This is a genomic window from Xanthomonas sp. WCS2018Noco2-27 (assembly GCF_031843525.1).
Lineage (GTDB): Bacteria > Pseudomonadota > Gammaproteobacteria > Xanthomonadales > Xanthomonadaceae > Xanthomonas.
The window spans coordinates 107,444-127,292 of sequence record NZ_JAVTIK010000006.1 but is presented as its reverse complement, the minus strand read 5'-3'; the positions used below and the strand labels follow the sequence as shown (position 1 = coordinate 127,292).

Sequence of the window (19,849 nt, the reverse complement as noted above, 5' to 3'; positions counted from 1 at the left end):
GCCTTGTCGCAGATGCGGCGCCTGGGTCCGCCGCAGGCGTCGGCTTGGAATTGGCCCGCACGGCCCCATCGTGATCGACACAGCCGCTTGCTGCATGCGGATGGATCTGCATCCAGCGCAGCGCACAGGTCGTACCCCTGTGCTGCAGACATCACGTGGCGCCACTGGCGCGCGTCGCGCGCTACCCACTGCCCGCAGTGCAGCGGTTGAACGTGTTGCGCCGCTGCAGGCGCGTCACACCAAGGTGTTGCACAGTGATCTCACCGCTAACGGAGTTGCATGATGACGGGCCTGACCGACCACACCGGCGATGCGTTGCAAGCGTTCATCGAGCGCTACCAGCGCCTGTTCGTGCTCACCGGCGCCGGTTGCAGCACCGACTCGGGCATTCCCGATTACCGCGATCTGCAAGGCGGCTGGAAGCGTCCGCAACCGGTGACCTTTCAGGCCTTCATGGGCGAGCTGTCCACGCGGCAGCGCTATTGGGCGCGCAGCCTGGTCGGCTGGCCGCGCTTCGGGCTGGCGCAACCCAACGCCACCCATCACGCATTGGCCGCGTTGGAAGCGCGCGGGCAACTGGAAGTGTTGCTCACCCAGAACGTGGACCGCCTGCATCAGGCCGCTGGCAGCCAGGCGGTGATCGATCTGCACGGCCGGCTCGATGTAGTGCGGTGCATGAGCTGCGAGCGGCGCATGCCGCGCACCGAGTTTCAGCTGCTGCTGGAGCGGGACAATCCCGGCTGGGCCACGCTGGACGCGGCGCAGGCGCCCGATGGCGATGCGGATCTGGACGATGTCGCCTTCGAGACCTTCGTGGTGCCGCCGTGCCCGATGTGTGGCGGCGTGCTCAAGCCGGATGTGGTGTTCTTCGGCGAGAACGTGCCGCGCGAGCGTGTGGAGCGCGCGTTTGCACATTTGCAGGCCGCCGATGCGGTGCTGGTGGTGGGCTCGTCGTTGATGGTGTATTCGGGTTTTCGCTTCGTGCAGACTGCCGCACGCAACGGCCTGCCGATCGCCGCGCTGAACTTCGGGCGTACCCGCGCCGATGACTTGCTCAGCCTGAAGGTGGAGCAGTCGTGCGCGCAGGCGCTGGCCTTCCTGCAGCAGCCACCGGACCCGCTGCACAGCGCGGCGGCCAGGTACGACAGTGCGCGCTCTGCATGACGCAGTGATCCATTGCAGCGGTTGTGCGGCGGCGCGTGGCGCAGTGCAATGGGCGTCCCCATGTCGCGTCTGGATGTTGCCTTGAGCCAGTTGTTCACCCCCATCGCCTTCGGCCCGCTCGCGCTCGCCAACCGTATCGTCATCGCGCCGATGTGCCAGTACTCCGCACAGGACGGCCGCGCCAGCGATTGGCACCGCATCCATCTGGGCACGCTGTCGCAATCGGGCGCGGGCCTGTTGATCCTGGAGGCCGCCGCAGTGCTGCCGGAAGGGCGCATCAGTTACGCCGATCTGGGCTTGTACGACGACGCCACCGAGCAGGCGCTGGATGAGGTGCTGCAGTCGGTGCGACGCTGGTCGCCGATGCCGATCGGCATCCAGCTGGCGCATGCCGGCCGCAAGGCTTCCACCGATCTGCCGTGGAAGGGCGGTGAGGCCATCGCCCCCGATCACGCGCATGGCTGGCAGACCGTGTCTGCCTCGGCGCAGCCGTTCCAGCCGGGCAAACCGGCGCCGCAGGCGTTGGACGAGGCCGGAATCGATGCGGTGGTCGCCGCATTCGTCACCGCGGCCACCCGCGCCGAACGCCTGGGCCTGGAGCTGATCGAACTGCATGCCGCGCATGGCTATCTGATGCATCAGTTCCTGTCGCCGCTGAGCAATCAGCGCAGCGACGCGTATGGCGGCTCGCTGGAAAACCGCATGCGCCTGACGCTGCGCGTCTTCGACGCGGTACGTGCGGCGGTGTCCGAGCGCATCGCGGTCGGCGTGCGCATCTCGGCCACCGATTGGGTGGAAGGCGGCTGGGATCTGGAGCAGAGCATCGCCTTGTCCAAGGCGCTGGATGCACGTGGCGCGCAATACATCCATGTCTCCAGCGGTGGGCTGGATCCGCGTCAGCAGATTCCGGTGCAGGCCGGCTACCAGATTCCGTTTGCGCAGGAGATTCGTGCGCAGGTCACGATGCCGGTGATCGGCGTGGGCCTGATCACCGAGCCGGCGCAGGCCGAGGCGATTTTGCAGGAGGGCCAGGCTGACGCAATCGCACTGGCGCGCGGCATCCTGTACGACCCGCGTTGGCCGTGGCATGCCGCCGCTGCGCTGGGTGCGTCGGTCACACCGGCGCCGCAATATCTGCGCTGCGAACCGCGCGATGCACGCGGCGTGTTTGCCAGCTGACGCACGCCACCGACGTCATACCGAGGAGGAAGCATACGCATGCCGATAGGATTTCTGGGGCTGGGCACGATGGGCCTGCCGATGGCGCACAACCTGCTGCGCGGCGGCTTCGAAGTGAGCGTCTGGAACCGTTCGCCAGAACGCGCGCACACCTTGCGTGATGCCGGGGCCACGGTGGTGGATGCGCCGGTGGGCGCCGCACACGGCCCGCTGTTGTTCTCGATGCTGGCCGACGACAGCGCGGTCTGTCAGACCGTGCTGGACGGCGGCGTGCTGGACGCACTGCCGGCCGGCAGCGTGCACGTCAACATGGCCACCATCTCGGTGGCGCTGGCGCACGAGCTGACCGCACTGCACGCCGAGCGCGGCATCGCCTACGTTGCCGCACCGGTGCTGGGCCGCGTCGACGTGGCCGAGGCAGGCAAGCTCAATATCCTGGCGGCCGGCGACGCTGCAGCGCTGGCGCGGGTGCAGCCGATGTTCGATGTGCTGGGGCAAAAGACCTGGCACATCGGTAATGCCCCGGAGCAGGCTAACGCGGTGAAACTGGCGGCTAACTTCTGCCTGGCCAGCGCCATCGGCGCCATGGCCGAGGCCAGCGCACTGGCACGCGGGCACGGCGTGGACGCCACCCAATTCCTGGGCATGCTCACCACTACCTTGTTCGCCGCACCCGCGTACCAGGGCTACGGCAAGCTGATCATGCAGCGCCAGTACACACCGGCCGGCTTCACTGCCACGCTGGGGCGCAAGGATGTGGACCTGGCCATCCAGGCCGGCGCCGGCAAACAGGTGCCGATGCCACTGGGCGAACTGCTGCGCGCCAGCCTGGACGACGCCATAGGGCATGGCGATGGCAATGCAGACTGGGCCGTGCTGGCAGAGGTGTCGGCGCGGCGGGCAGGGCAGGCCTGATCGCCACGCAGAGGCGCGCGCGCTTCGCTTGAAAGCGCGGCGCGATGCGTCTTGATCACCTCAACATGCAGCAGACCTTCTAAAATGCCGGCTCGTTACAGCCGCCGCTCCAGGGAGGATGCGATGCGACACCTGCATATCACGCTCGGTTCGACCGAGCGCACACCGCGCGCACTGACCTGCGCCGGTGGCACACGATGACCGCCGAGCCGGTCGTCAACCAGGGCCCGGTGGGGCCGGACCATCCCGAACATCCGGACCACTATCTGTTTGCGCAGATCCGCGAAGCGGTGGGCGTGCTCGATGCCGAGTTGAACAAACCCACCGACGAGGCCAGCGTCCGCATGGCCGCGCGCCTGCTGCCGCTGGCCAAGCAGCATGGCTTCGATCAGGTGGATTACGTGGTGCTCAGCCGGCACGTCGGCGAGGTGGGCGAGAACGTGTTTCTGGTGCGTGGCGAACTTTCCGACCCTGCGCATCTGCGTGCGCACATCACCACCCAGGAAGCGATGGAGACCTCGGTGGAGGCCTCGATGACGCAACTGGACGAGATCAATCGGCGACTGATGTTGCGGCTGCCGCCGCGCTGACCTTGATCGGGAGTGGCATGCGCATCGCGTTTGGCGAGGCATGCCACCAGCGCAACGCCTGCAGTGCGCTGATCGGCCGATCTGCACGCACCACGGGCACCGTGCCATCGCGCATACCTGCAGTGCAGCTGCCCCGACGTTTGCACCACGTCGCAGTGTAAAAGTTACCGACGCAAGCACTGCGCCAGCGGTGTCATCCATTGGCTATCATTGCGCCGATGCGCTCCGACTACATTCTTACGCTGTCCTGCCCCGACCGTACCGGTATCGTGTACCGCGTCACCGGGCTGCTGTTCGATCTGGCTTGCAACATCCTCGACGCCCAGCAATTCGGCGACGACGAAAGCGGCCGCTTTTTCTTGCGCGTGCATTTCGACAAACCGCCATCAACCGACATCGCCACCCTGGAGCAGCAGTTTTCGGTGTTGGCCAACGCGTTTGAGATGGAATGGCAGCTGCACGACGCGCGCCGTCGCGCGCGGCTGCTGGTGCTGGTGAGCAAGCAGGGTCATTGCCTCAACGACCTGCTGTTCCGCACCCATAGCCGGCAGTTGCCGGTGGATATTGTCGCGGTGGTCTCCAATCACCCCGATTTTGCACCGCTGGCCGCGTCCTACGGCATCGCCTTCCATCATCTGCCGGTGACCGCAGACACGCGCGCCGAGCAGGAAGCGCAGCTGCTCGCGCTGGTCGACGACCTGCACATCGATCTGGTGGTGCTGGCGCGCTACATGCAGATTCTTTCGCCCGGTCTGTGCCGCGCGCTGGCCGGGCGCGCGATCAATATCCATCACAGCTTCCTGCCCAGCTTCAAGGGCGCGCAGCCGTATCACCAAGCGCACGCGCGCGGGGTCAAGATCATCGGCGCCACCGCGCATTACGTCACCGAAGATCTGGACGAAGGCCCGATCATCGAACAGGACGTCGCCCGCGTGGACCATGCCATGACCCCACGCGATCTGGTGCGCCTGGGCAGCGACACCGAATCGCTGGTGCTGGCGCGTGCGGTGCGACGCCATGTCGAGCATCGCATCGTGCTCAACGGTCATCGCACGGTGGTGTTTCGCTAGCGATAGTGATGCGTGTCATCCCATCGGACAGGGACGATTGCAGCAAGCGTGGTGCAGCAGTGGTCATGCCATGTTTCAACCAGCGAGCGCCGGCTTGGCGGCCCCGTCGCCGTTTCCGTTCGCAGCTCCCATTGGAATTTTTTGCATGTCGCTTGCACCTAGCTCCAGCGCTCGCGCGCAGCAATACGCCACGCGCGCAGCCTTCTTCATTCCCGGCTTTGCTGCAGCCATCTGGGCGGTGCTGGTGCCGTTCGCCAAGGCCAGAACCGGCGTGGACGATGGTGCGCTCGGGTTGATCCTGCTGTGCCTGGGCGCAGGCTCGTTTCTGGCGATGCCGCTGGCCGGCGCCCTGTCAGCGCGCTTCGGCTTTCGCATGGTGATGGCGGTGACGGCTGCATTGATTTGCATCAGCCTGCCGTTTCTGGCCGTTGTCGCCAACCCGTGGACGCTGGGCGCGGTGCTGTTCGTGTTCGGCGCCGGCGTGGGCGCGATGGATTGCGCGATGAACATGCAGGCGGTGGTGGTCGAACGCGATGCCAAGCGCGCGATGATGTCGGGATTTCATGCGTTTTTCAGCATCGGCGGCTTTGTCGGTGCCGGTGCGATGACACTGCTGTTGTCGGCGCGCATTGGTCCGCTGAGCGCTACGATCGCCGGTGTGATTACCATGCTGCTTGTCGGTGCACTGTCCGTTCGGCATTGGCGTGCCGAGCGTATCTCCCAGCAGGGGCCGTTGCTTGCGCTGCCCAAGGGCATCGTGCTGTTTATCGGCGTTCTGGCATTTGTGGTGTTTCTTGCCGAGGGCACCATTCTGGACTGGAGCTCGGTGTTCCTGGCAGATGTGCACCAGGTCAACCCCAGTACCGCCGGCCTGGGCTATGTGGTGTTTGCGTTGACCATGACGGTGACCCGTCTGTTGGGTGACTCGGTGGTGGAGCGGTTGGGACGCATCCGTTCGATCGTGCTTGGCGCGCTGCTGGCCAGTGTGGGTTTTCTGGTGCTCACGCTGGTGAACCCGTGGCAGGCCTCGTTGGGCGGTTACGTGTTGGTGGGGCTGGGGTGCGCCAATATAGTGCCGGCCCTTTTCTCGCTGGCCGGCAACCAGACGCGCATGCCGGAGAGCATCGCCATCACCGCAGTCACGACATTGGGCTACGCCGGTATTCTGACCGGGCCGGCATTGATCGGGTTCGCCGCCCACGGCATCGGCCTGGTCGGTGCCTTGATCGGGGTTGCGGTGTTGATGGTGGGCGTGGCGATTTCCACGCGGTGGTTGAAGGTGTGAGTGTTGGGCTTCATCCGCCTGTCGTTGGTGGGTTGTCGGTAATGTGTCGCGCGTAGGCACGTTCTTACCAAGGGCGGAGCGTGGATTACGCCTTGGTGGGTAAATACTCAAAGCCGTTAGGAGTGGTGTTGGCCGCGCTTAGGCGAGAGAGAATCAATACATGCAACACACCACGTGTTCGCATGTATGTCGCGATGGCCGACGCAGACGCCGGCCATCGCATTGCACACCGCTAGAACTGCATCACCGCGCCGCGTTAGCGTTCATCACCGCGTTGCGGTTTGCATCCAGATATTGCGCCGGGTCGCGCATGCCGGTGGTATGGCATTGGCCGGTGGTGTGGCCGCGATTCACGCCGCCCGGCAGCTGCGCATTGACCTGCTCCACGGTGCCGTCTTCGGGGTCGTTCAAGATCAGATCGGATGCGGCGTTGCAGTAGTCGTTGGTGTACCAGTTGGTCTTGGCGAACGAGGTGGTGTAGTAGTTGACCTTGGCGCGCGCGTCGGCGGGAATGCCGGCCAACCAGGCCTTGGCGCCGTCGTAGGTGAGGTCGGTGTTGGTGCCGCAGCCCACGCCGAACCACGAGCCCACCGCAGCAAGCACGCCCGACAGATTGGTGCCCTGGTAGGGCGTGCCCACCGACTGCATCACGCGCCCACCGCTGGCGTTATCCAGGCCGCTCCAGTAATACGCATACAGATGCAGTGCGGCCATGCCGCCCTGGCTGTGCGCCACGGTGGAAAACGACGACCACTGGCTGGCGAACTGTGCGATGCGCTGTGCGAACTGGTCGTTGCTGCGATTTTGCTTGGCATCGAGAAACGTCGAGGCATTGGTGAACTGCGCCTGCGGCCACACGCCGTTGGAGCAGTAACCGTGCACCAGCACCAACTGCGACCCGGCCGCCTGCGGCTGTGCCATCGCGGTGGCCAGCGTCGACGGACGCGGCCCCATGCGCATGCTGTCGTCGATCGCAGCGCTGGACCGCGCGATGCTGGCGCGTCGCAACGCGGGCACCTGCAACGGCAGCGTGCCGGCCTGCACCAATGGGATGTAGTGGTCCGGGTCTTCGATACGCAACCCACGCAGCGTGAACGGTGCACGCGCGCCGGCACGTGCGATCCAGCGTTCGTCCAGGCTCAGCGGTAACTGCCCCTGCTGCGGCGTCAGCATGCCGCCGATCCACGCTACCGGCACATCCTTGCCCTTGGCATCGGTGCCCCACACTTGGCCGAACACCCGATAGTGCGACGGCGCATTACCGCGTGCGGCCACCGGCAGTGCCACGGTCAGCCGCGTGCCTTCGGCAGCACGTGCGCTGAGCGTGTTGCCGAGCAATCGCAACGCGGTATCCAGCACCGGCAGCACGTGTTCGCTGGTACGGACAAACGCCTGCCCGGCCTGGTCGTGGCCACGCACGATCACCTGCGCGATCCAGGTGCCCTCACGCGTTGGCTGGAAGTTGCCGCCATATACGCCGTCGCCGGCGGCGCCATCGTTGTGCGCACCATCGTCGGCCATCGGCAGAACGCGCACGCCGCCTTGCGGGTCGATCACGCGCAGGCTGGCTTGGTCGATCTGCCCGGCCTGGCCGGCCAGCAAGGTTGCACCACGCGCGTCGCTGCCACTCAGCATGGCGTTGAGCGTGAGCGACTTGCCCACCAGTTGCTGGCGGTCGCGCGGATACGAAGCCAGCTGCGTGCGCGCATCGCCTTCCATCAGCACATAGCCACGCTGCGCCACCGGCGATGCCGATTGCAGGGTCAGCGACCAATCGCCGTTCTGAGCGGTGTCCACGGCATAGCGCATGCCGCTGGTGCCGCTTTCTGCGCTGCCCAGCACCGTGCGTTGTGCCTGCACCTGGGGTGCGGCAGTAGCGCGCGCGCTGGCAACGCGTGGCGCGCTCACGGCTGCATCCCAGGCCTGGTCGCCTGCCAGCACCATGAAACGCAGGTGGCCGTTTTCCACCGGCAGCGTGCCTTGCCAGCGCGCCGCAGTGCCTGCGGGCGTCAGCTCCACCGGCAGCAATGCACTCTTGGACAGGATCGCCGACTCGGCCGGGTCGGGCGCGCGCATCTGCGCAAACTCCTCCGGTGGGCCGGCGAGCAATTTGGGCTGCAACTCGGCCGCTGCCAGCGGCAGGGACACGAGCGACAGGGTGCACATCAGCGATAGCAATGACGGCTTGGGCATGGCGACATCTCTCCTTGGACGTTGCGGATGCAATGCCGCCACGCAGGGCAACGGCATCGGATGCAGCGCCCCCTCGCCGCGATTCGCCGATGGTTATACCTCGCACTTGAGACAGGTCTGCTGTGCGCTGCAGCACCTCACGCGTAGCAAACAAAACGCCAGAAATAGAAATTACAGACTGTGATCTGGGTCGTGGACATGTCGAGGCCACAACGCATTGCTTGATAAAAGCCGGAGGTCTGCAGTCGATGTGCGGCGCTGAATTAGGCGGGTGTTAGTCCGCCCTGACCCGCGCGATGCGGCAGCGGTAGCGCTCCACCCACGCGACAGTCTGTGCGATCCCGCCGAAAGGGTAGAAATGCAGGCTGACGTCTCCGTGCGCTTCGGTAAGGCCAGTGGCCAGGCGATCCACAAAACGCTCCGGCCCCGCGGTGCCCAACAGCTTGCCGAGCGAGATGCCGTACGTGGACAGCATCGCTGTGCATGCGCCAACACCGCAGCGTGCGGCATAGCGTGCGAGTACCGCCACGCCAGCAGGACCGGGAACGCCCACGCGCACGGGATGTTCAATGCCGTGCGCGCGCAGCGCTTGCAACCACGTCAGCACGATGTCGGCATCGAACGCGAATTGAGTGATGATCAGCGGCGCCATGCCGCGCGCGGAAATGCTGCGACACTTGTGCTCCAGCACCTCCCATCGATCGATGGCAGGCATGCTCGGATGCCCTTCCGGATGTCCCGCCACGGCGATGGTCTGGATACCCAAGCGCTCAAAGACCCCGGTATCGATCAGCGACACGCTGTCCGGAAACGGCCCGAGCGGAGCAGGCGGATCGCCTGCGATCACCAGGCAGCGCTCAACGCCGGCTTCATCGACAGCGCGGCTGACGAAGCTGTGCAGCGCGTCGCGCGAGGCGATGCGGCGCGCGGACAGGTGCGGCATCGGCTGAAAGCCGAGTGCGCGCACCCGCCGAGCCGCAGCCAGCCGCGCGTCGTCGTCCTGATTGGGCAGGTAGGGGATGGCAATGGTTGCGCCACGCATGATCCGCGGCGCCGCTGCTGCCAGCCCGGCAATGTCTTTTGCGCTGACTTCCAGAGAATAGGCGTCGGCGATGGTGCGGGCGACGCCGGGCGTCTTGGCATCAATCAAGGGGTCTTGTCGTCCTGTCTCAGTGGGCTGCAGATGTCGTGGCGGTGCCAGTGGCAGGCTGGCGGGCCAGTTCGATGAAGGCGCGCAGATAGTCGATGGCGATATCTGCCTCGCGTACGCCCAGGAAGATCTGTTTGGGGATACCGCGCGCACCCAGCCGCACCGGCACCACGTCCATCCTGGAGGCGTATTCCTCCACCAGCCAGCGCGGCATGGCGGCCACGCCGCGGCCACTGGCCACCATCTGCATCATGATGTCGGTGGTTTCGATGGCCTTGTGGCGCCTGGGCGTGACACCGGCCGGCAGCAGAAACTGGCTGTAGATGTCCAGGCGATCAAGGTCCACCGGATAGCTGATGAGCACTTCGCGCGTCAGCTGCTGGGGCTTGACGTAGGCCGCCGACGCCAGCGCATGGCCCTTGGCCACAACCAGCACCTGCTCATAGTCGAACACCGGCTCGAACCGCAGCCCGGGTTTGTACAGCGGGTCGGGCGTGACCAGCAGATCGATCTCGTAGCCGAACAGTGCGCCGATGCCGCCGAACTGGAACTTCTGCTTGACGTCCACATCCACATCCGGCCAGGTGGCCAGATAGGGCGCCACCAGTTTGAGCAGCCACTGGTAGCAGGGGTGGCACTCCATGCCGATGCGCAGCGCGCCGCGTTCGCCCTGCGCGAACTGCCCCAGGCGCTCTTCGGCCAGATCCAGTTGCGGCAGTACGCGGTTGGCCACCGCCAGCAGGTACTGGCCGGCCTGGGTCAGGCGCAGGCTGCGCCCTTCGCGCAGCCAGACGTCGGTGCCCAGCTGCTGTTCCAGCTTTTTCATGCTGTGGCTCAGCGCCGATTGGGTCAGGTTCAACACGCCTGCGGCGGCCGTCAGCGAGCCTTGCTGCTCGACCTGCTGGACGATGGTGAGATGGATGCGCTCAAGCATTCAGATGATCAGAATTCATGGATTGTTGAAATAACACCATTTTACTTCATCGAATGCGAGTCCTAGCATCAGGGCTCGTCGTTCTAGGTCGCCCCGCATGACTGTCAACGTGCCACACCCGCTCCGCGTCGTCGCCGTCTCCGGCGGGCTGCAACGTCCCTCCAAGGCCGTCGCCCTGGCCGAGCATCTGCTGGCCTTGATCGCCGACGCAGTGCCGTGCCAGCAGCATCTGGTCGAACTCGGGGCGTTGGCGCCGCAGTTCGCCGGTGCGCTCTGGCGTTCGCAGCTGCCCGCAACGGTGGAGCAGGAACTTGCGGCCGTGGAGCAGGCCGACATTGTGGTGGTGACCACGCCGGTCTATCGCGGTTCCTTTACCGGGTTGTTCAAGCACTTCTTCGACTTCATCCATCAGGATGCCTTGATCGACACGCCCGTGCTGTTGGCGGCAACCGGCGGCAGTGAACGCCATGCGCTGGTGATCGATCACCAGTTGCGGCCACTTTTCAGTTTCTTCCAGGCACGCACCCTGCCGCTGGGTGTCTACGCCACCGACCGCGACTTTCTGGACTACCGCGTGCACAACGAGGCCCTGGCCGAGCGCGCCAAGCTGGCGGTGCAACGCGCACTGCCGCTGATCGCATTGACGCAGCAGGCAAACGCGATCGCCGCGGGAAAAATTGCCGCAGAAAAAAACGTGGCCGCCGCCTGAGGGCCATTCGGCACAAGGCCGGCCGCAATGCCTCTTGCCGGCCACAGGATCAGCCGGCGATCGCTTGCCGATCCGCATTCCCGGCGTCCCTCCAGCGCGCATCACTGCCTGTGCAGGGCCGCGCGCTCGTCTCATCTCGGAAACAAGGCGTCAGCTCGCAATGACTCAAGAATTCACCTTCGGCATCAAGAGCCTCCGCTTCGACGAGGACTATCGTCCTGCGGGCAATACGCGCAACACGACGAACTTCGCCAACCTGGCCAGGGGTGAACGTCGCCAGCAAAACTTGCGCAACACGCTTGCAATGATCAACAACCGCTTCAACGACCTGGCGCATTGGGATAACTCAAGGCGCGACCGCTATGCTGTGGAACTCGACATCATCTCGGTGGAGATGATGGTTGCCGGGAGCGAACGGGGCGACGAGTTTCCGTTGATCGAGATACTGAAGACCAACATTCTCGATAGAACGACCGGTGCGCGCATCGATGGCATCGCAGGAAACAATTTTTCCTCCTACGTACGCGACTACGATTTCAGCGTCCTACTGCCGGCCCACAATCAGGACCGGTCCGCATTCGGCATTCCGGACGATTTCGGCAGCCTGCATGGACAGTTGTTCAAGCATTTCGTGAACTCGGATGCGTACAGCGCGCGTTTCGCCAAGCCGCCTGTCATCTGCATCAGCGTCTCCAGCAGCAGGGTCTATCACCGAACGGGAAACCGGCATCCCATCCTGGGCATCGAGTACCGGCAGGACGAGTTGTCATTGACGGATCGGTACTTCGAGAAGATGGGCCTGACCGTGCGCTACTTCATGCCTGCCAACAGTGTCGCCCCGCTGGCGTTCTATTTCTTCGGCGACCTGCTGGGCGATTACAGCAATCTCGAGCTGATCGGCACCATCAGCACCATGGAGACGTTCCAGAAGATTTACCGTCCGGAAATCTACAACGCCAATTCCGCGGCGGGGGCCATCTACCAGCCGAGCCTGACGCATCAGGATTATTCGGCGACCCAGATCGTCTACGACCGGCAAGAGCGTAGTCAGCTCGCGGTGACGCAGGGGAAATTCACCGAAGAGCACTTCATCAGGCCCTACGGACATCTTCTCGCGCAGTGGGCCTCCGGCCACGCGCTCTGATCAACCAGAACCCAAGACATCGCCCATCATGAACAAGCTGCTCCCCACCTCCACCGCCGGTAGCCTGCCCAAGCCTTCCTGGCTCGCGCAGCCGGAGAAACTCTGGTCGCCCTGGAAGTTGCAGGACGACGAACTGATCGAAGGCAAGCAGGACGCATTGCGCCTGTCGCTGCAGGAACAGCAGCACGCCGGCATTGATATCGTCAGCGACGGCGAACAGACCCGCCAACATTTCGTCACCACTTTCATCGAACACCTAAGCGGCGTCGATTTCGAAAAGCGTGAGACCGTCAGGATTCGCAATCGCTATGACGCCAGCGTGCCGACCGTCGTGGGCGCGGTGAGCCGCCCCAAGCCTGTCTTTGTCGACGATGCAACGTTCTTGCGCCAGCAAACCCGGCAGCCGATCAAATGGGCACTGCCCGGTCCCATGACGATGATCGATACCCTCTTTGATGCGCACTACAAAAGCCGCGAAAAGCTGGCATGGGAATTCGCCAAGATCCTCAATCAGGAAGCCAGGGAGCTCGAAGCTGCCGGCGTGGATATCATCCAGTTCGATGAGCCGGCCTTCAATGTCTTCTTCGACGAGGTCAACGACTGGGGTATTGCCACCCTCGAACGGGCGGTCGAAGGGCTCAAATGCGAAACCGCCGTCCATATTTGCTATGGCTACGGCATCAAGGCCAATACTGACTGGAAGCAGACCCTGGGCTCGGAGTGGCGTCAGTACGAAGAGTCGTTCCCCAAGCTGCAGACATCCACGATCGACATCGTCTCGCTGGAGTGCCACAACTCGCACGTGCCGATCGATCTGATCGAACTCGTCCGCGGCAAGAAGGTGATGGTCGGCGCCATCGACGTGGCAAGCAACACGATCGAAACACCGCAGGAAGTGGCCGATACGCTGCGCAAGGCGCTCCGCTTTGTCGATGCCGACAAGCTCTACCCGTCCACCAACTGCGGGATGGCGCCTCTCGCCCGACACATCGCGAGAGGCAAACTCTCTGCCCTCAGTGCAGGCGCAGAGATCCTTCGTGCAGAACTGGCGGCGCGGTAGCGCGTTGGTGCTTGCGTGGATCGGCGGCCGACGCAGTGGGGCCAGGCGCGCTCCATCCTGCCGAAGCAACGGGTGACCGATATCGGCGACGCAACAGCATCACGCCCCCGCACGCGAGGGCGCGATGTCTTTCATCGGGTTGCAGGACGCGGTCATTGATCTGCAACTGCAACTGCAACTGCAACTGCAACCGCAGCAGGTCGCCTTCGACCACCGGAGACGGTGCGGCGGTGACGTCGCTGCGCTTGATCTTCGCGTACGCCGACACCAGTTCCAGCGTGCTCATCGGTTGTCATGGCACAGCGGCTTCCACAGCGTCCAGGCGCAGCGCATTGGGGGCGACCACCTGGTCATTGCCTGCGACGTGCACGTCCACGCCGTCGGCCTGTTTGTCGCGCGCCATCGCGGCGTAGGCGGCCAGCGGAGCGCGCGCGGTGAGCGCAGCCGACACAATGCCGACGCTGAACCTGCGTACGTCACTGCGTCCCGCGCAATTGCCTGCGTTGCATGGCATGGCTACAGTGGCGGGGTCGAAAGAGTGCAGGCCGGATGGTAGCCCGGTCATCCATCCGATCCGGGTGGCAAGCTCTCCCGCTGAGGGTATCCGCGACACCGAGACCGGCATTGCCGGAACGAGGTGTGCCCGGTGATCTCTCACGACCCATCATCGGCGCGCCTCCACTGACCCTGGAAGGATATTGCGCATGCAACTCACCTCACACACCCTCTTGATCACCGGCGGTGCCACCGGCATTGGCTTTGCGCTCGCACGCGCGCTGGTGGAGCAGGGCAACACCGTCATCATCTGTGGGCGCAGCGCCGCGGCGTTGCGCCAGGCCAAGGACACGCTGCCAGCGTTGATCACCCAGGTCTGCGACATCACCGACACGGCGAGTCGTCGTGCACTGGTGGACTGGTTGCAGGCACACCACCCGCACTGCAACGTGCTGATCAACAATGCCGGTGTGCAACAGCATCGCGATTTCACTGGCACCGATGCTGCGGCCCATCTCGATCAGGAAATCGCCATCAACCTGGCCGCGCCGATCCATCTGATAGCCGAGCTGCTGCCGTTGCTGCAGCAGCAACAGCACGCGGCCATCATCAACATCACCTCGGGGCTGGCGTTCTCGCCGATGGCCGATGTGCCGGTGTACTGCGCCAGCAAGGCGGCGCTGCACTCCTTCACCCTGAGTCTGCGTCACCAGTTGAAGGACAGCGCTGTCCGCGTGATCGAGATTGCCCCGCCAATCGTCGATACCGGGCTAGGTGGCGGCACGCGCAGTGCAGGGACCGCAGCGCGCAACATGATGTCTGCCGAGCAGTTTGCGCAAGAGGCCATTGCCCAGCTGGAAGCCGGCAAGGACGAGGTGTTGATCGGCATTTCGGCCGACACCCGTCGGTTGGGTGAAGCCTTGTTCGAGCGGATGAATCACCGCTAGGTTGGGTGACGTCACTGGTGGTCGTTGCACAACGCCACCAGCGACGTCTTGGCGACGATAGCGATCGGTGTCGCCGCTGCAGGTCAAGCGCTCAGCAATCGCTCTGCTTGCATGGATTGCCAGCGCTAGCCCGCCATTGCTTCACCAGTTGGCGGCGATTGCGTTGATACTGCTCCTGCAGATAATCGATCCTGTCGATAGAGTCTGCCTGGAAGATGCGGAAATCGCCGCACGCTTCGCACCACGCGGCGATATGCCACCGTGCGTCGACCAAGCCCAGCATGATCGGCCAGATCGTGCGCTCCGAGATCACCCCGGTCTTGCTCGTATAGCCGATCTGCAACTTGCGCTGCGCATGCAGCGCCTTGCGGATTTTTCCAAGGTCGACGATTGCTTCTGGCCGCCGTGCCCGGCTGATGTACAGCACGTTGTCGTCCAGTGCCAGGCGCACCTCCTGCGAGATCACCCCGTCGAGTTTTGCCAGTGCGTTCTGCACTGCCTGCGTCATCGCATCGTCGCTCTGGCTGCTGACCCACTGCGCGCCGGTGACCAGCGCGCGGATTTCTTCCTCGGTGAAGGAGAGCGGCGGAAGCACAAAGCCTGGTCTCAGGATGTAGCCCACGCCCGCTTCGCCTTCGACATCGGCACCCATCGCCTGCAGGGTCGCAATGTCGCGCCGGATCGTGCGCAACGAGACGCCAAGCTCTTGTGCGAGCGTGCTGCCGGACACGGTTCCCCGGTGTCGACGCAACACTTGCAAGAGATCGAACAGGCGCTGGCTACGCGACATGTCAGTCCATTCTGACCAGGCCCTTGCCCGGGCGCTTCTGGCCGGATTCAAGGGTATTCATCAAGCCGATGGCATTTTCCAGCGGAACGATCTCGCCGATCGGCAGGCCGAAGGTTCCCGATTCCGCAGCGCTGGCGAGGTAAGCAAGGATGGCACTGGACGGCTTGCCGATCACCAGCTTGAAGCGGCGGTCCACCACGGCGCGGACGAACTTTCCCAGGTCGGGTTCCAGATCCAGGAAGCTGCCGCGCTTGTCGCGCAACAGCGCCAATCCCGCAGCAGCTTTCATGACGGCCGAGGTGTCGAAGATCACGTCGAAGCGCTCATGGATGTCTTCCGGTCGGGTCACCCTGTAATCGTAGACCTGTTTCAGGCCCAGCGATCTGGCCCGCTCCATCGACCTCGCGCTACAACTCCCGGACACGGTTGCACCCAAGAGCTGCGCCAGCTGCACCGCCGCTTCGCCCACCGCGCCGGCGCAGCCGTTGACGAACACATGCTGGCCTTTCTTCAGCGCCGCCTTGTCGACCAGACCATTCCACGCGGTGACTCCGGGCGTGCCCAGGCACGCGGCGTTTTCATAGGAGACGTTATCGGGTTTCTTGACCAGGCTCTCTTCGGTGGTGATCACCGCTTCGCCCAATGCGCCGCACTCCTTGAAGCGCGCCAGACCGAACACCGCATCGCCGGGCTTGAAGCGGGTGACGCCTTCGCCTACCGCGAGCACCACGCCCGACAGATCCATGCCCATCGCACGTGGAAAGGTCCGCCCGGTCACGATCTTCATGACGCCGTTGCGCATCTTCCAATCGACCGGATTGATCGCGGCGTACTTCACCTTCACTGCGACTTGTCCTTTTGCCGGCGCACCAAGCGTGAACTCGGCCAGCTGCATGACGTCCTGGCCACCATAGCGGTTGTATTGAAGGCGCTTCATTGGCGCGGCGCTCCGGTGGCAGCGGCACGTGTGGACGTGACCTTGCAGGCGAGAAGCACGTGTCGGCGGTCGACCGGGTTGCCGGGATGGGCGGCAGGCCCGGTGCGGCGGCCAACAAAAGGCCGGCCAGCGCTGCGGAACACAAACGTGACCGGACGCGAGGGCATCAGTGTGGGCGCGTGGGCATCGAGCGCGCTTGAAGCTGCAGGGTCGGTCGGGCGGGAGCGGGTGAAGATGGTCACCAGGACATTCCTCGGAGTGGGCGCCCAGTGTAGAAAGCGGTGGTGACAGATTTTGTCACCATGCTTTTCGCCAGATCGTGGATGCGCAACCGCCGTCGCCAGCGCCGGCATCGCGTGACTTCACGGCATGCCCGCGCAGCCCGACCGGCGCGAACCGAGCTCGTCATCCGGTCTGTCAGACAGCCGCGCGCGCTGCCAGGCCAGCGCTCCATCGAAGCGTGCGACTGCCATTCCCGTTCCCTTGTCTGTGCTGTCGCGGTGCCGCTGGGTCCTGAAAGCGGGCGGCGCCCCGTGGTCTACCGCTCGTCGGACAGCCGCCGGCGCGGCTTCCATCGCGACCGATCTTATGTATGATGACCATCATGAAAAAGACCTCGCCACGCTCCCGCGCATCGTCAGGCCGCAAGGCCGATAGCCATGCACGCATCGTCGAAGTCGCTGCGCGTGCGATCCGGCGCACCGGCTACGACGGCACCGGCGTGGCCGACATCATGAAAGAGGCCGGCCTGACCCACGGTGGCTTCTACGCGCATTTCTCTTCGCGCGATGCGCTGCTTGCCGAGGCTGCCGACCATGCCGGCGCGCAGACGGTGGCCAACTCTGCGCAGATCGCTGCCGCCGTGCCGCCGGAGCAGGCGGCGCAGGCACTGATGCGGGCGTATCTGTCCGATGGGCACGTCAACAACGTCGAATCCGGCTGCCCGATCGCTGCGCTGGGTTCGGAGATGCCGCGTCAGGCACCGGCGGTGCGCCAGGTGGCGACGCGTCGCATCAAGGAGATGATCGACCTGGCCGCGCGCCAATCGCCGGACTGGGGAACGCCGCAGGCGCATGCACGTGCGCTGGTGACCGTCTGCGCCATGGCCGGCACCTTGATGCTGGCGCGTGCCGTGGACGACCCCGCATTGTCGGCCGCGATGCGTGAGGCGGCACTCGAGCACTTCGGCGCAGCCTGAGCAAAACGCTCGGGTTGATCGTTGTTTAAAAATATGATGTTCGTAATATTTTAGCCGTGCAGATCGTAGTCCGCCGCAGCCGCGGCTCTCCACCACCACCGCGTGCGACGGCAGCCCCTCAATGGCTTGCCGGCACCCATCACTCGAGACAGAGACACCCATGAACAGCAAGATCGCACTCGTCACCGGAGCCTCCTCCGGTATCGGCGAAGCCACCGCCGCCCACCTGGTCAAGGCCGGCTACACCGTCTATGGCACCAGCCGCCGCGGTGGTCGCTCCAGCACGCCCGGCGTGCAGATGCTGTCGCTGGATGTCACCAACGACGAGTCGGTGGCCACCGCCATCGATACCTTGCTGCGCAAGGAAGGCCGCCTGGACCTGTTGGTCAACAATGCCGGCTTCAGCGTTGCACCGGCCGCGGCAGAGGAAAGCTCCATCGCGCAGGCGCAGTCGGTGTTCGACACCAACTTCTTCGGCACCGTGCGGATGAGCAATGCGGTGATCGGCCAGATGCGCAAGCAAGGCAGCGGGCGCATCCTCAACATCGGCTCGGTGCTGGGGCTGGTGCCGATTCCGTATACGGCGATGTATGTGGCCAGCAAGCACGCCGTCGAGGGTTACAGCGAATCGCTGGATCACGAATTGCGCGATTGGGGCATCCGGGTGTCGGTGATCGAGCCGGCCTACACCAGGACGCCGTTCGACGCCAATGCGCTGCAACCGGATGCTCCGCTGGAGATCTATCGGGACATGCGCGCGCATCTGGCCGCACACGTTGCACAGGTGATGCAAAAGGCCGATGCGCCCAGCGTGGTGGCCGAGGTGGTGCTCAAGGCAGCGCAGGATCCGCAACCGAAGGTGCGCTACACCGCCGGCAAGGTGGCCAAGCAGATGAGCCTGCTGCGTCGCCTGTTGCCCAACCGCATGCTCGGCAATGCGCTGCGCAAGGAACTCAAGCTGGATCAGGTTGCATCGCCAGCCCGCGCCAGCGGCTCGGCTGCTGCCGGAGCACGCGCATGATGCACAGGATCGATCGCACCGATGCCAAGATGTGGGCACGCGCCTGCGGGGAACACGCATGAAAGCCGTCATTGTCGACCAGTACAAGAAACATGGCCCGGTGCGCATCGGCGAGATGCCGATGCCGCAGCTGCGCCCCAACGATGTGTTGATCAAGGTCAGCGCCGCCAGCCTGAACCCGCTGGATGCCAAGGTGCGCGACGGCGAATTCAAGATGCTGCTGCCGTTCAAGACGCCCTTCGTGCTGGGTAACGATGTGGCCGGCGTGGTGACGCAGGTCGGCACCGCAGTGCGCGACTTTGCGGTTGGCGATGCGGTATTCGCCAAGATCGAACCCGGCCGCATCGGTACCTTGGCCGAGTTCGTGGCGATCGATGCAGCGGTGGTCGCGCACAAACCGGCCAGCCTGAGCATGGAGCAGGCCGCATCGTTTCCGCTGGTCGGCCTGACCGCCTGGCAGGCGCTTGTGGAAACCGCCGCGCTCAAGCCGGGTCAGAAGGTGTTGATCCATGCCGGCTCCGGCGGTGTGGGTACCATCGCGATCCAGCTGGCCAAGCATCTGGGAGCGTACGTGGCTGCCACCACCAGCACTGCCAATGTGGAGCTGGTCAAATCGTTGGGTGCCGATCTGGTGATCGACTACAAGCGGCAGGACTTCCAGGCGCTGGTGCGCGATTACGATGTGGTGCTGCACAGCTTGGATACGCCGACGCTGCTCAAGTCGCTGCAACTGCTCAAGCCCGGCGGTGTATTGATTTCGCTGACCGGCCCGCCGACGCCGGCATTTGCGCAACAACTTGGCCTGGCGTTTCCGCTCAAGCTGGTAATGCGCCTGCTCAGCCGCAAGGTGCGCGCGCAGGCCAGGCAGCGGCAAGTGTCGTACACCTTCCTGTTCATGCGCGGCGATGGTCCGCAGCTGCGCACGTTGGCAGGTTTGCTCGACAGCGGCGTACTGCGCCCGGTGATCGATACGGTGTATCCGCTCGCACGTGCGCAAGAAGCGCTCGCGCAGGTGGACAGCGGCCGCGTCAAAGGCAAGGTCGTGGTCACGCTGTAGCAGCGGCGATC

Annotated in this window: 18 protein-coding genes and 1 pseudogene; 13 read left to right on the top strand and 6 right to left on the bottom strand. The window is 64.5% G+C overall.

Going from position 1 to position 19,849, the window contains the following annotated elements; all coding sequences use genetic code 11:
• Positions 1–282: 282 nt before the first annotated feature.
• The 6 genes from RQH86_RS12275 to RQH86_RS12250 all read left to right on the top strand — a co-directional run bounded on the left by RQH86_RS12275 (position 283) and on the right by RQH86_RS12250 (position 6,203).
• Positions 283–1,164: an NAD-dependent protein deacetylase gene (locus tag RQH86_RS12275; protein ID WP_311239159.1), complete on the top strand. Its 882-nt coding sequence runs from the start codon at positions 283–285 to the stop codon at positions 1,162–1,164.
• 60 nt (positions 1,165–1,224) lie between these two features.
• Positions 1,225–2,343 carry an NADH:flavin oxidoreductase/NADH oxidase gene (locus tag RQH86_RS12270; protein ID WP_311239160.1) on the top strand — a complete coding sequence of 373 codons (1,119 nt, stop codon included), beginning with the start codon at positions 1,225–1,227 and terminating at the stop codon, positions 2,341–2,343.
• A 39-nt stretch (positions 2,344–2,382) separates the two neighbouring features.
• Entirely contained in the window at positions 2,383–3,258 is an 876-nt protein-coding gene (locus RQH86_RS12265; protein ID WP_311239161.1) for an NAD(P)-dependent oxidoreductase, read from the top strand.
• A gap of 197 nt (positions 3,259–3,455) precedes the next feature.
• Entirely contained in the window at positions 3,456–3,848 is a 393-nt protein-coding gene (locus tag RQH86_RS12260; RefSeq protein WP_055853508.1) for an XVIPCD domain-containing protein, read from the top strand.
• A gap of 218 nt (positions 3,849–4,066) precedes the next feature.
• The gene (gene purU / locus RQH86_RS12255; protein ID WP_311239162.1) at positions 4,067–4,918 is read left to right on the top strand and encodes a formyltetrahydrofolate deformylase; all 852 of its coding nucleotides are present in this window, start codon (positions 4,067–4,069) and stop codon (positions 4,916–4,918) included.
• A gap of 145 nt (positions 4,919–5,063) precedes the next feature.
• Positions 5,064–6,203: an MFS transporter gene (locus tag RQH86_RS12250; protein WP_311239163.1), complete on the top strand. Its 1,140-nt coding sequence runs from the start codon at positions 5,064–5,066 to the stop codon at positions 6,201–6,203.
• A gap of 243 nt (positions 6,204–6,446) precedes the next feature.
• On the opposite strand, the gene RQH86_RS12245 is transcribed toward RQH86_RS12250, so the two are convergent.
• From RQH86_RS12245 to RQH86_RS12235, 3 genes are all read right to left on the bottom strand, one after another.
• Positions 6,447–8,396: a choice-of-anchor X domain-containing protein gene (locus RQH86_RS12245; protein ID WP_311239164.1), complete on the bottom strand. Its 1,950-nt coding sequence runs from the start codon at positions 8,394–8,396 to the stop codon at positions 6,447–6,449.
• Positions 8,397–8,670: 274 nt separating this feature from the next.
• Positions 8,671–9,546, bottom strand: a complete 876-nt coding sequence (locus tag RQH86_RS12240; RefSeq protein WP_311239165.1) for a methylenetetrahydrofolate reductase — start codon at positions 9,544–9,546, stop codon at positions 8,671–8,673.
• A gap of 19 nt (positions 9,547–9,565) precedes the next feature.
• Positions 9,566–10,480: a LysR family transcriptional regulator gene (locus tag RQH86_RS12235; protein ID WP_311239166.1), complete on the bottom strand. Its 915-nt coding sequence runs from the start codon at positions 10,478–10,480 to the stop codon at positions 9,566–9,568.
• 97 nt (positions 10,481–10,577) lie between these two features.
• On the opposite strand from RQH86_RS12235, the gene msuE reads away from it, so the two are divergent.
• The 3 genes from msuE to RQH86_RS12220 all read left to right on the top strand — a co-directional run bounded on the left by msuE (position 10,578) and on the right by RQH86_RS12220 (position 13,393).
• A complete protein-coding gene (msuE, locus tag RQH86_RS12230; RefSeq protein WP_311239167.1) occupies positions 10,578–11,189 on the top strand; it encodes an FMN reductase in 612 nt (203 codons plus the stop codon).
• 160 nt (positions 11,190–11,349) lie between these two features.
• Positions 11,350–12,333 (top strand): DUF1852 domain-containing protein, encoded by a 984-nt coding sequence (locus RQH86_RS12225; protein WP_311239168.1) that lies wholly within the window; start codon positions 11,350–11,352, stop codon positions 12,331–12,333.
• 28 nt (positions 12,334–12,361) lie between these two features.
• Positions 12,362–13,393, top strand: coding sequence for a methionine synthase (locus RQH86_RS12220; protein WP_311239169.1), 1,032 nt, complete (start codon positions 12,362–12,364; stop codon positions 13,391–13,393).
• 175 nt (positions 13,394–13,568) lie between these two features.
• Here the strand turns inward: RQH86_RS12220 and RQH86_RS12215 are convergent.
• A pseudogene (locus tag RQH86_RS12215) lies at positions 13,569–13,733 on the bottom strand (porin); the annotation flags it as partial.
• A 364-nt stretch (positions 13,734–14,097) separates the two neighbouring features.
• On the opposite strand from RQH86_RS12215, the gene RQH86_RS12210 reads away from it, so the two are divergent.
• Entirely contained in the window at positions 14,098–14,835 is a 738-nt protein-coding gene (locus RQH86_RS12210) for an SDR family oxidoreductase (protein ID WP_311239170.1), read from the top strand.
• A gap of 91 nt (positions 14,836–14,926) precedes the next feature.
• Here the strand turns inward: RQH86_RS12210 and RQH86_RS12205 are convergent, their stop codons facing one another.
• Entirely contained in the window at positions 14,927–15,625 is a 699-nt protein-coding gene (locus RQH86_RS12205) for a YafY family protein (protein ID WP_311239171.1), read from the bottom strand.
• Position 15,626: 1 nt separating this feature from the next.
• Positions 15,627–16,562, bottom strand: a complete 936-nt coding sequence (locus RQH86_RS12200; protein WP_311239172.1) for an NAD(P)-dependent alcohol dehydrogenase — start codon at positions 16,560–16,562, stop codon at positions 15,627–15,629.
• A 604-nt stretch (positions 16,563–17,166) separates the two neighbouring features.
• Here RQH86_RS12200 and RQH86_RS12195 point away from each other — a divergent pair.
• The 3 genes from RQH86_RS12195 (at position 17,167) to RQH86_RS12185 (ending at position 19,838) form a co-directional block, all read left to right on the top strand.
• Positions 17,167–17,760, top strand: coding sequence for a TetR/AcrR family transcriptional regulator (locus RQH86_RS12195; RefSeq protein WP_311239173.1), 594 nt, complete (start codon positions 17,167–17,169; stop codon positions 17,758–17,760).
• Between the two features lie 160 nt (positions 17,761–17,920).
• Entirely contained in the window at positions 17,921–18,781 is an 861-nt protein-coding gene (locus tag RQH86_RS12190) for an oxidoreductase (RefSeq protein WP_311239174.1), read from the top strand.
• 58 nt (positions 18,782–18,839) lie between these two features.
• Positions 18,840–19,838 (top strand): NADP-dependent oxidoreductase, encoded by a 999-nt coding sequence (locus RQH86_RS12185; RefSeq protein ID WP_115526808.1) that lies wholly within the window; start codon positions 18,840–18,842, stop codon positions 19,836–19,838.
• The last annotated feature ends 11 nt before the right edge of the window (positions 19,839–19,849 follow it).

Bases quoted from the DNA above. Each gene is read 5' to 3' on its own strand.
- RQH86_RS12275 (WP_311239159.1), top strand. From the start codon at position 283: ATGACGGGCCTGACCGACCACACCGGCGATGCGTTGCAAGCGTTCATC.
- RQH86_RS12270 (WP_311239160.1), top strand. From the start codon at position 1,225: ATGTCGCGTCTGGATGTTGCCTTGAGCCAGTTGTTCACCCCCATCGCC.
- RQH86_RS12265 (WP_311239161.1), top strand. From the start codon at position 2,383: ATGCCGATAGGATTTCTGGGGCTGGGCACGATGGGCCTGCCGATGGCG.
- RQH86_RS12260 (WP_055853508.1), top strand. From the start codon at position 3,456: ATGACCGCCGAGCCGGTCGTCAACCAGGGCCCGGTGGGGCCGGACCAT.
- purU (WP_311239162.1), top strand. From the start codon at position 4,067: ATGCGCTCCGACTACATTCTTACGCTGTCCTGCCCCGACCGTACCGGT.
- RQH86_RS12250 (WP_311239163.1), top strand. From the start codon at position 5,064: ATGTCGCTTGCACCTAGCTCCAGCGCTCGCGCGCAGCAATACGCCACG.
- RQH86_RS12245 (WP_311239164.1), bottom strand. From the start codon at position 8,396: ATGCCCAAGCCGTCATTGCTATCGCTGATGTGCACCCTGTCGCTCGTG.
- RQH86_RS12235 (WP_311239166.1), bottom strand. From the start codon at position 10,480: ATGCTTGAGCGCATCCATCTCACCATCGTCCAGCAGGTCGAGCAGCAA.
- msuE (WP_311239167.1), top strand. From the start codon at position 10,578: ATGACTGTCAACGTGCCACACCCGCTCCGCGTCGTCGCCGTCTCCGGC.
- RQH86_RS12225 (WP_311239168.1), top strand. From the start codon at position 11,350: ATGACTCAAGAATTCACCTTCGGCATCAAGAGCCTCCGCTTCGACGAG.
- RQH86_RS12220 (WP_311239169.1), top strand. From the start codon at position 12,362: ATGAACAAGCTGCTCCCCACCTCCACCGCCGGTAGCCTGCCCAAGCCT.
- RQH86_RS12210 (WP_311239170.1), top strand. From the start codon at position 14,098: ATGCAACTCACCTCACACACCCTCTTGATCACCGGCGGTGCCACCGGC.
- RQH86_RS12205 (WP_311239171.1), bottom strand. From the start codon at position 15,625: ATGTCGCGTAGCCAGCGCCTGTTCGATCTCTTGCAAGTGTTGCGTCGA.
- RQH86_RS12200 (WP_311239172.1), bottom strand. From the start codon at position 16,562: ATGAAGCGCCTTCAATACAACCGCTATGGTGGCCAGGACGTCATGCAG.
- RQH86_RS12195 (WP_311239173.1), top strand. From the start codon at position 17,167: ATGAAAAAGACCTCGCCACGCTCCCGCGCATCGTCAGGCCGCAAGGCC.
- RQH86_RS12190 (WP_311239174.1), top strand. From the start codon at position 17,921: ATGAACAGCAAGATCGCACTCGTCACCGGAGCCTCCTCCGGTATCGGC.
- RQH86_RS12185 (WP_115526808.1), top strand. From the start codon at position 18,840: ATGAAAGCCGTCATTGTCGACCAGTACAAGAAACATGGCCCGGTGCGC.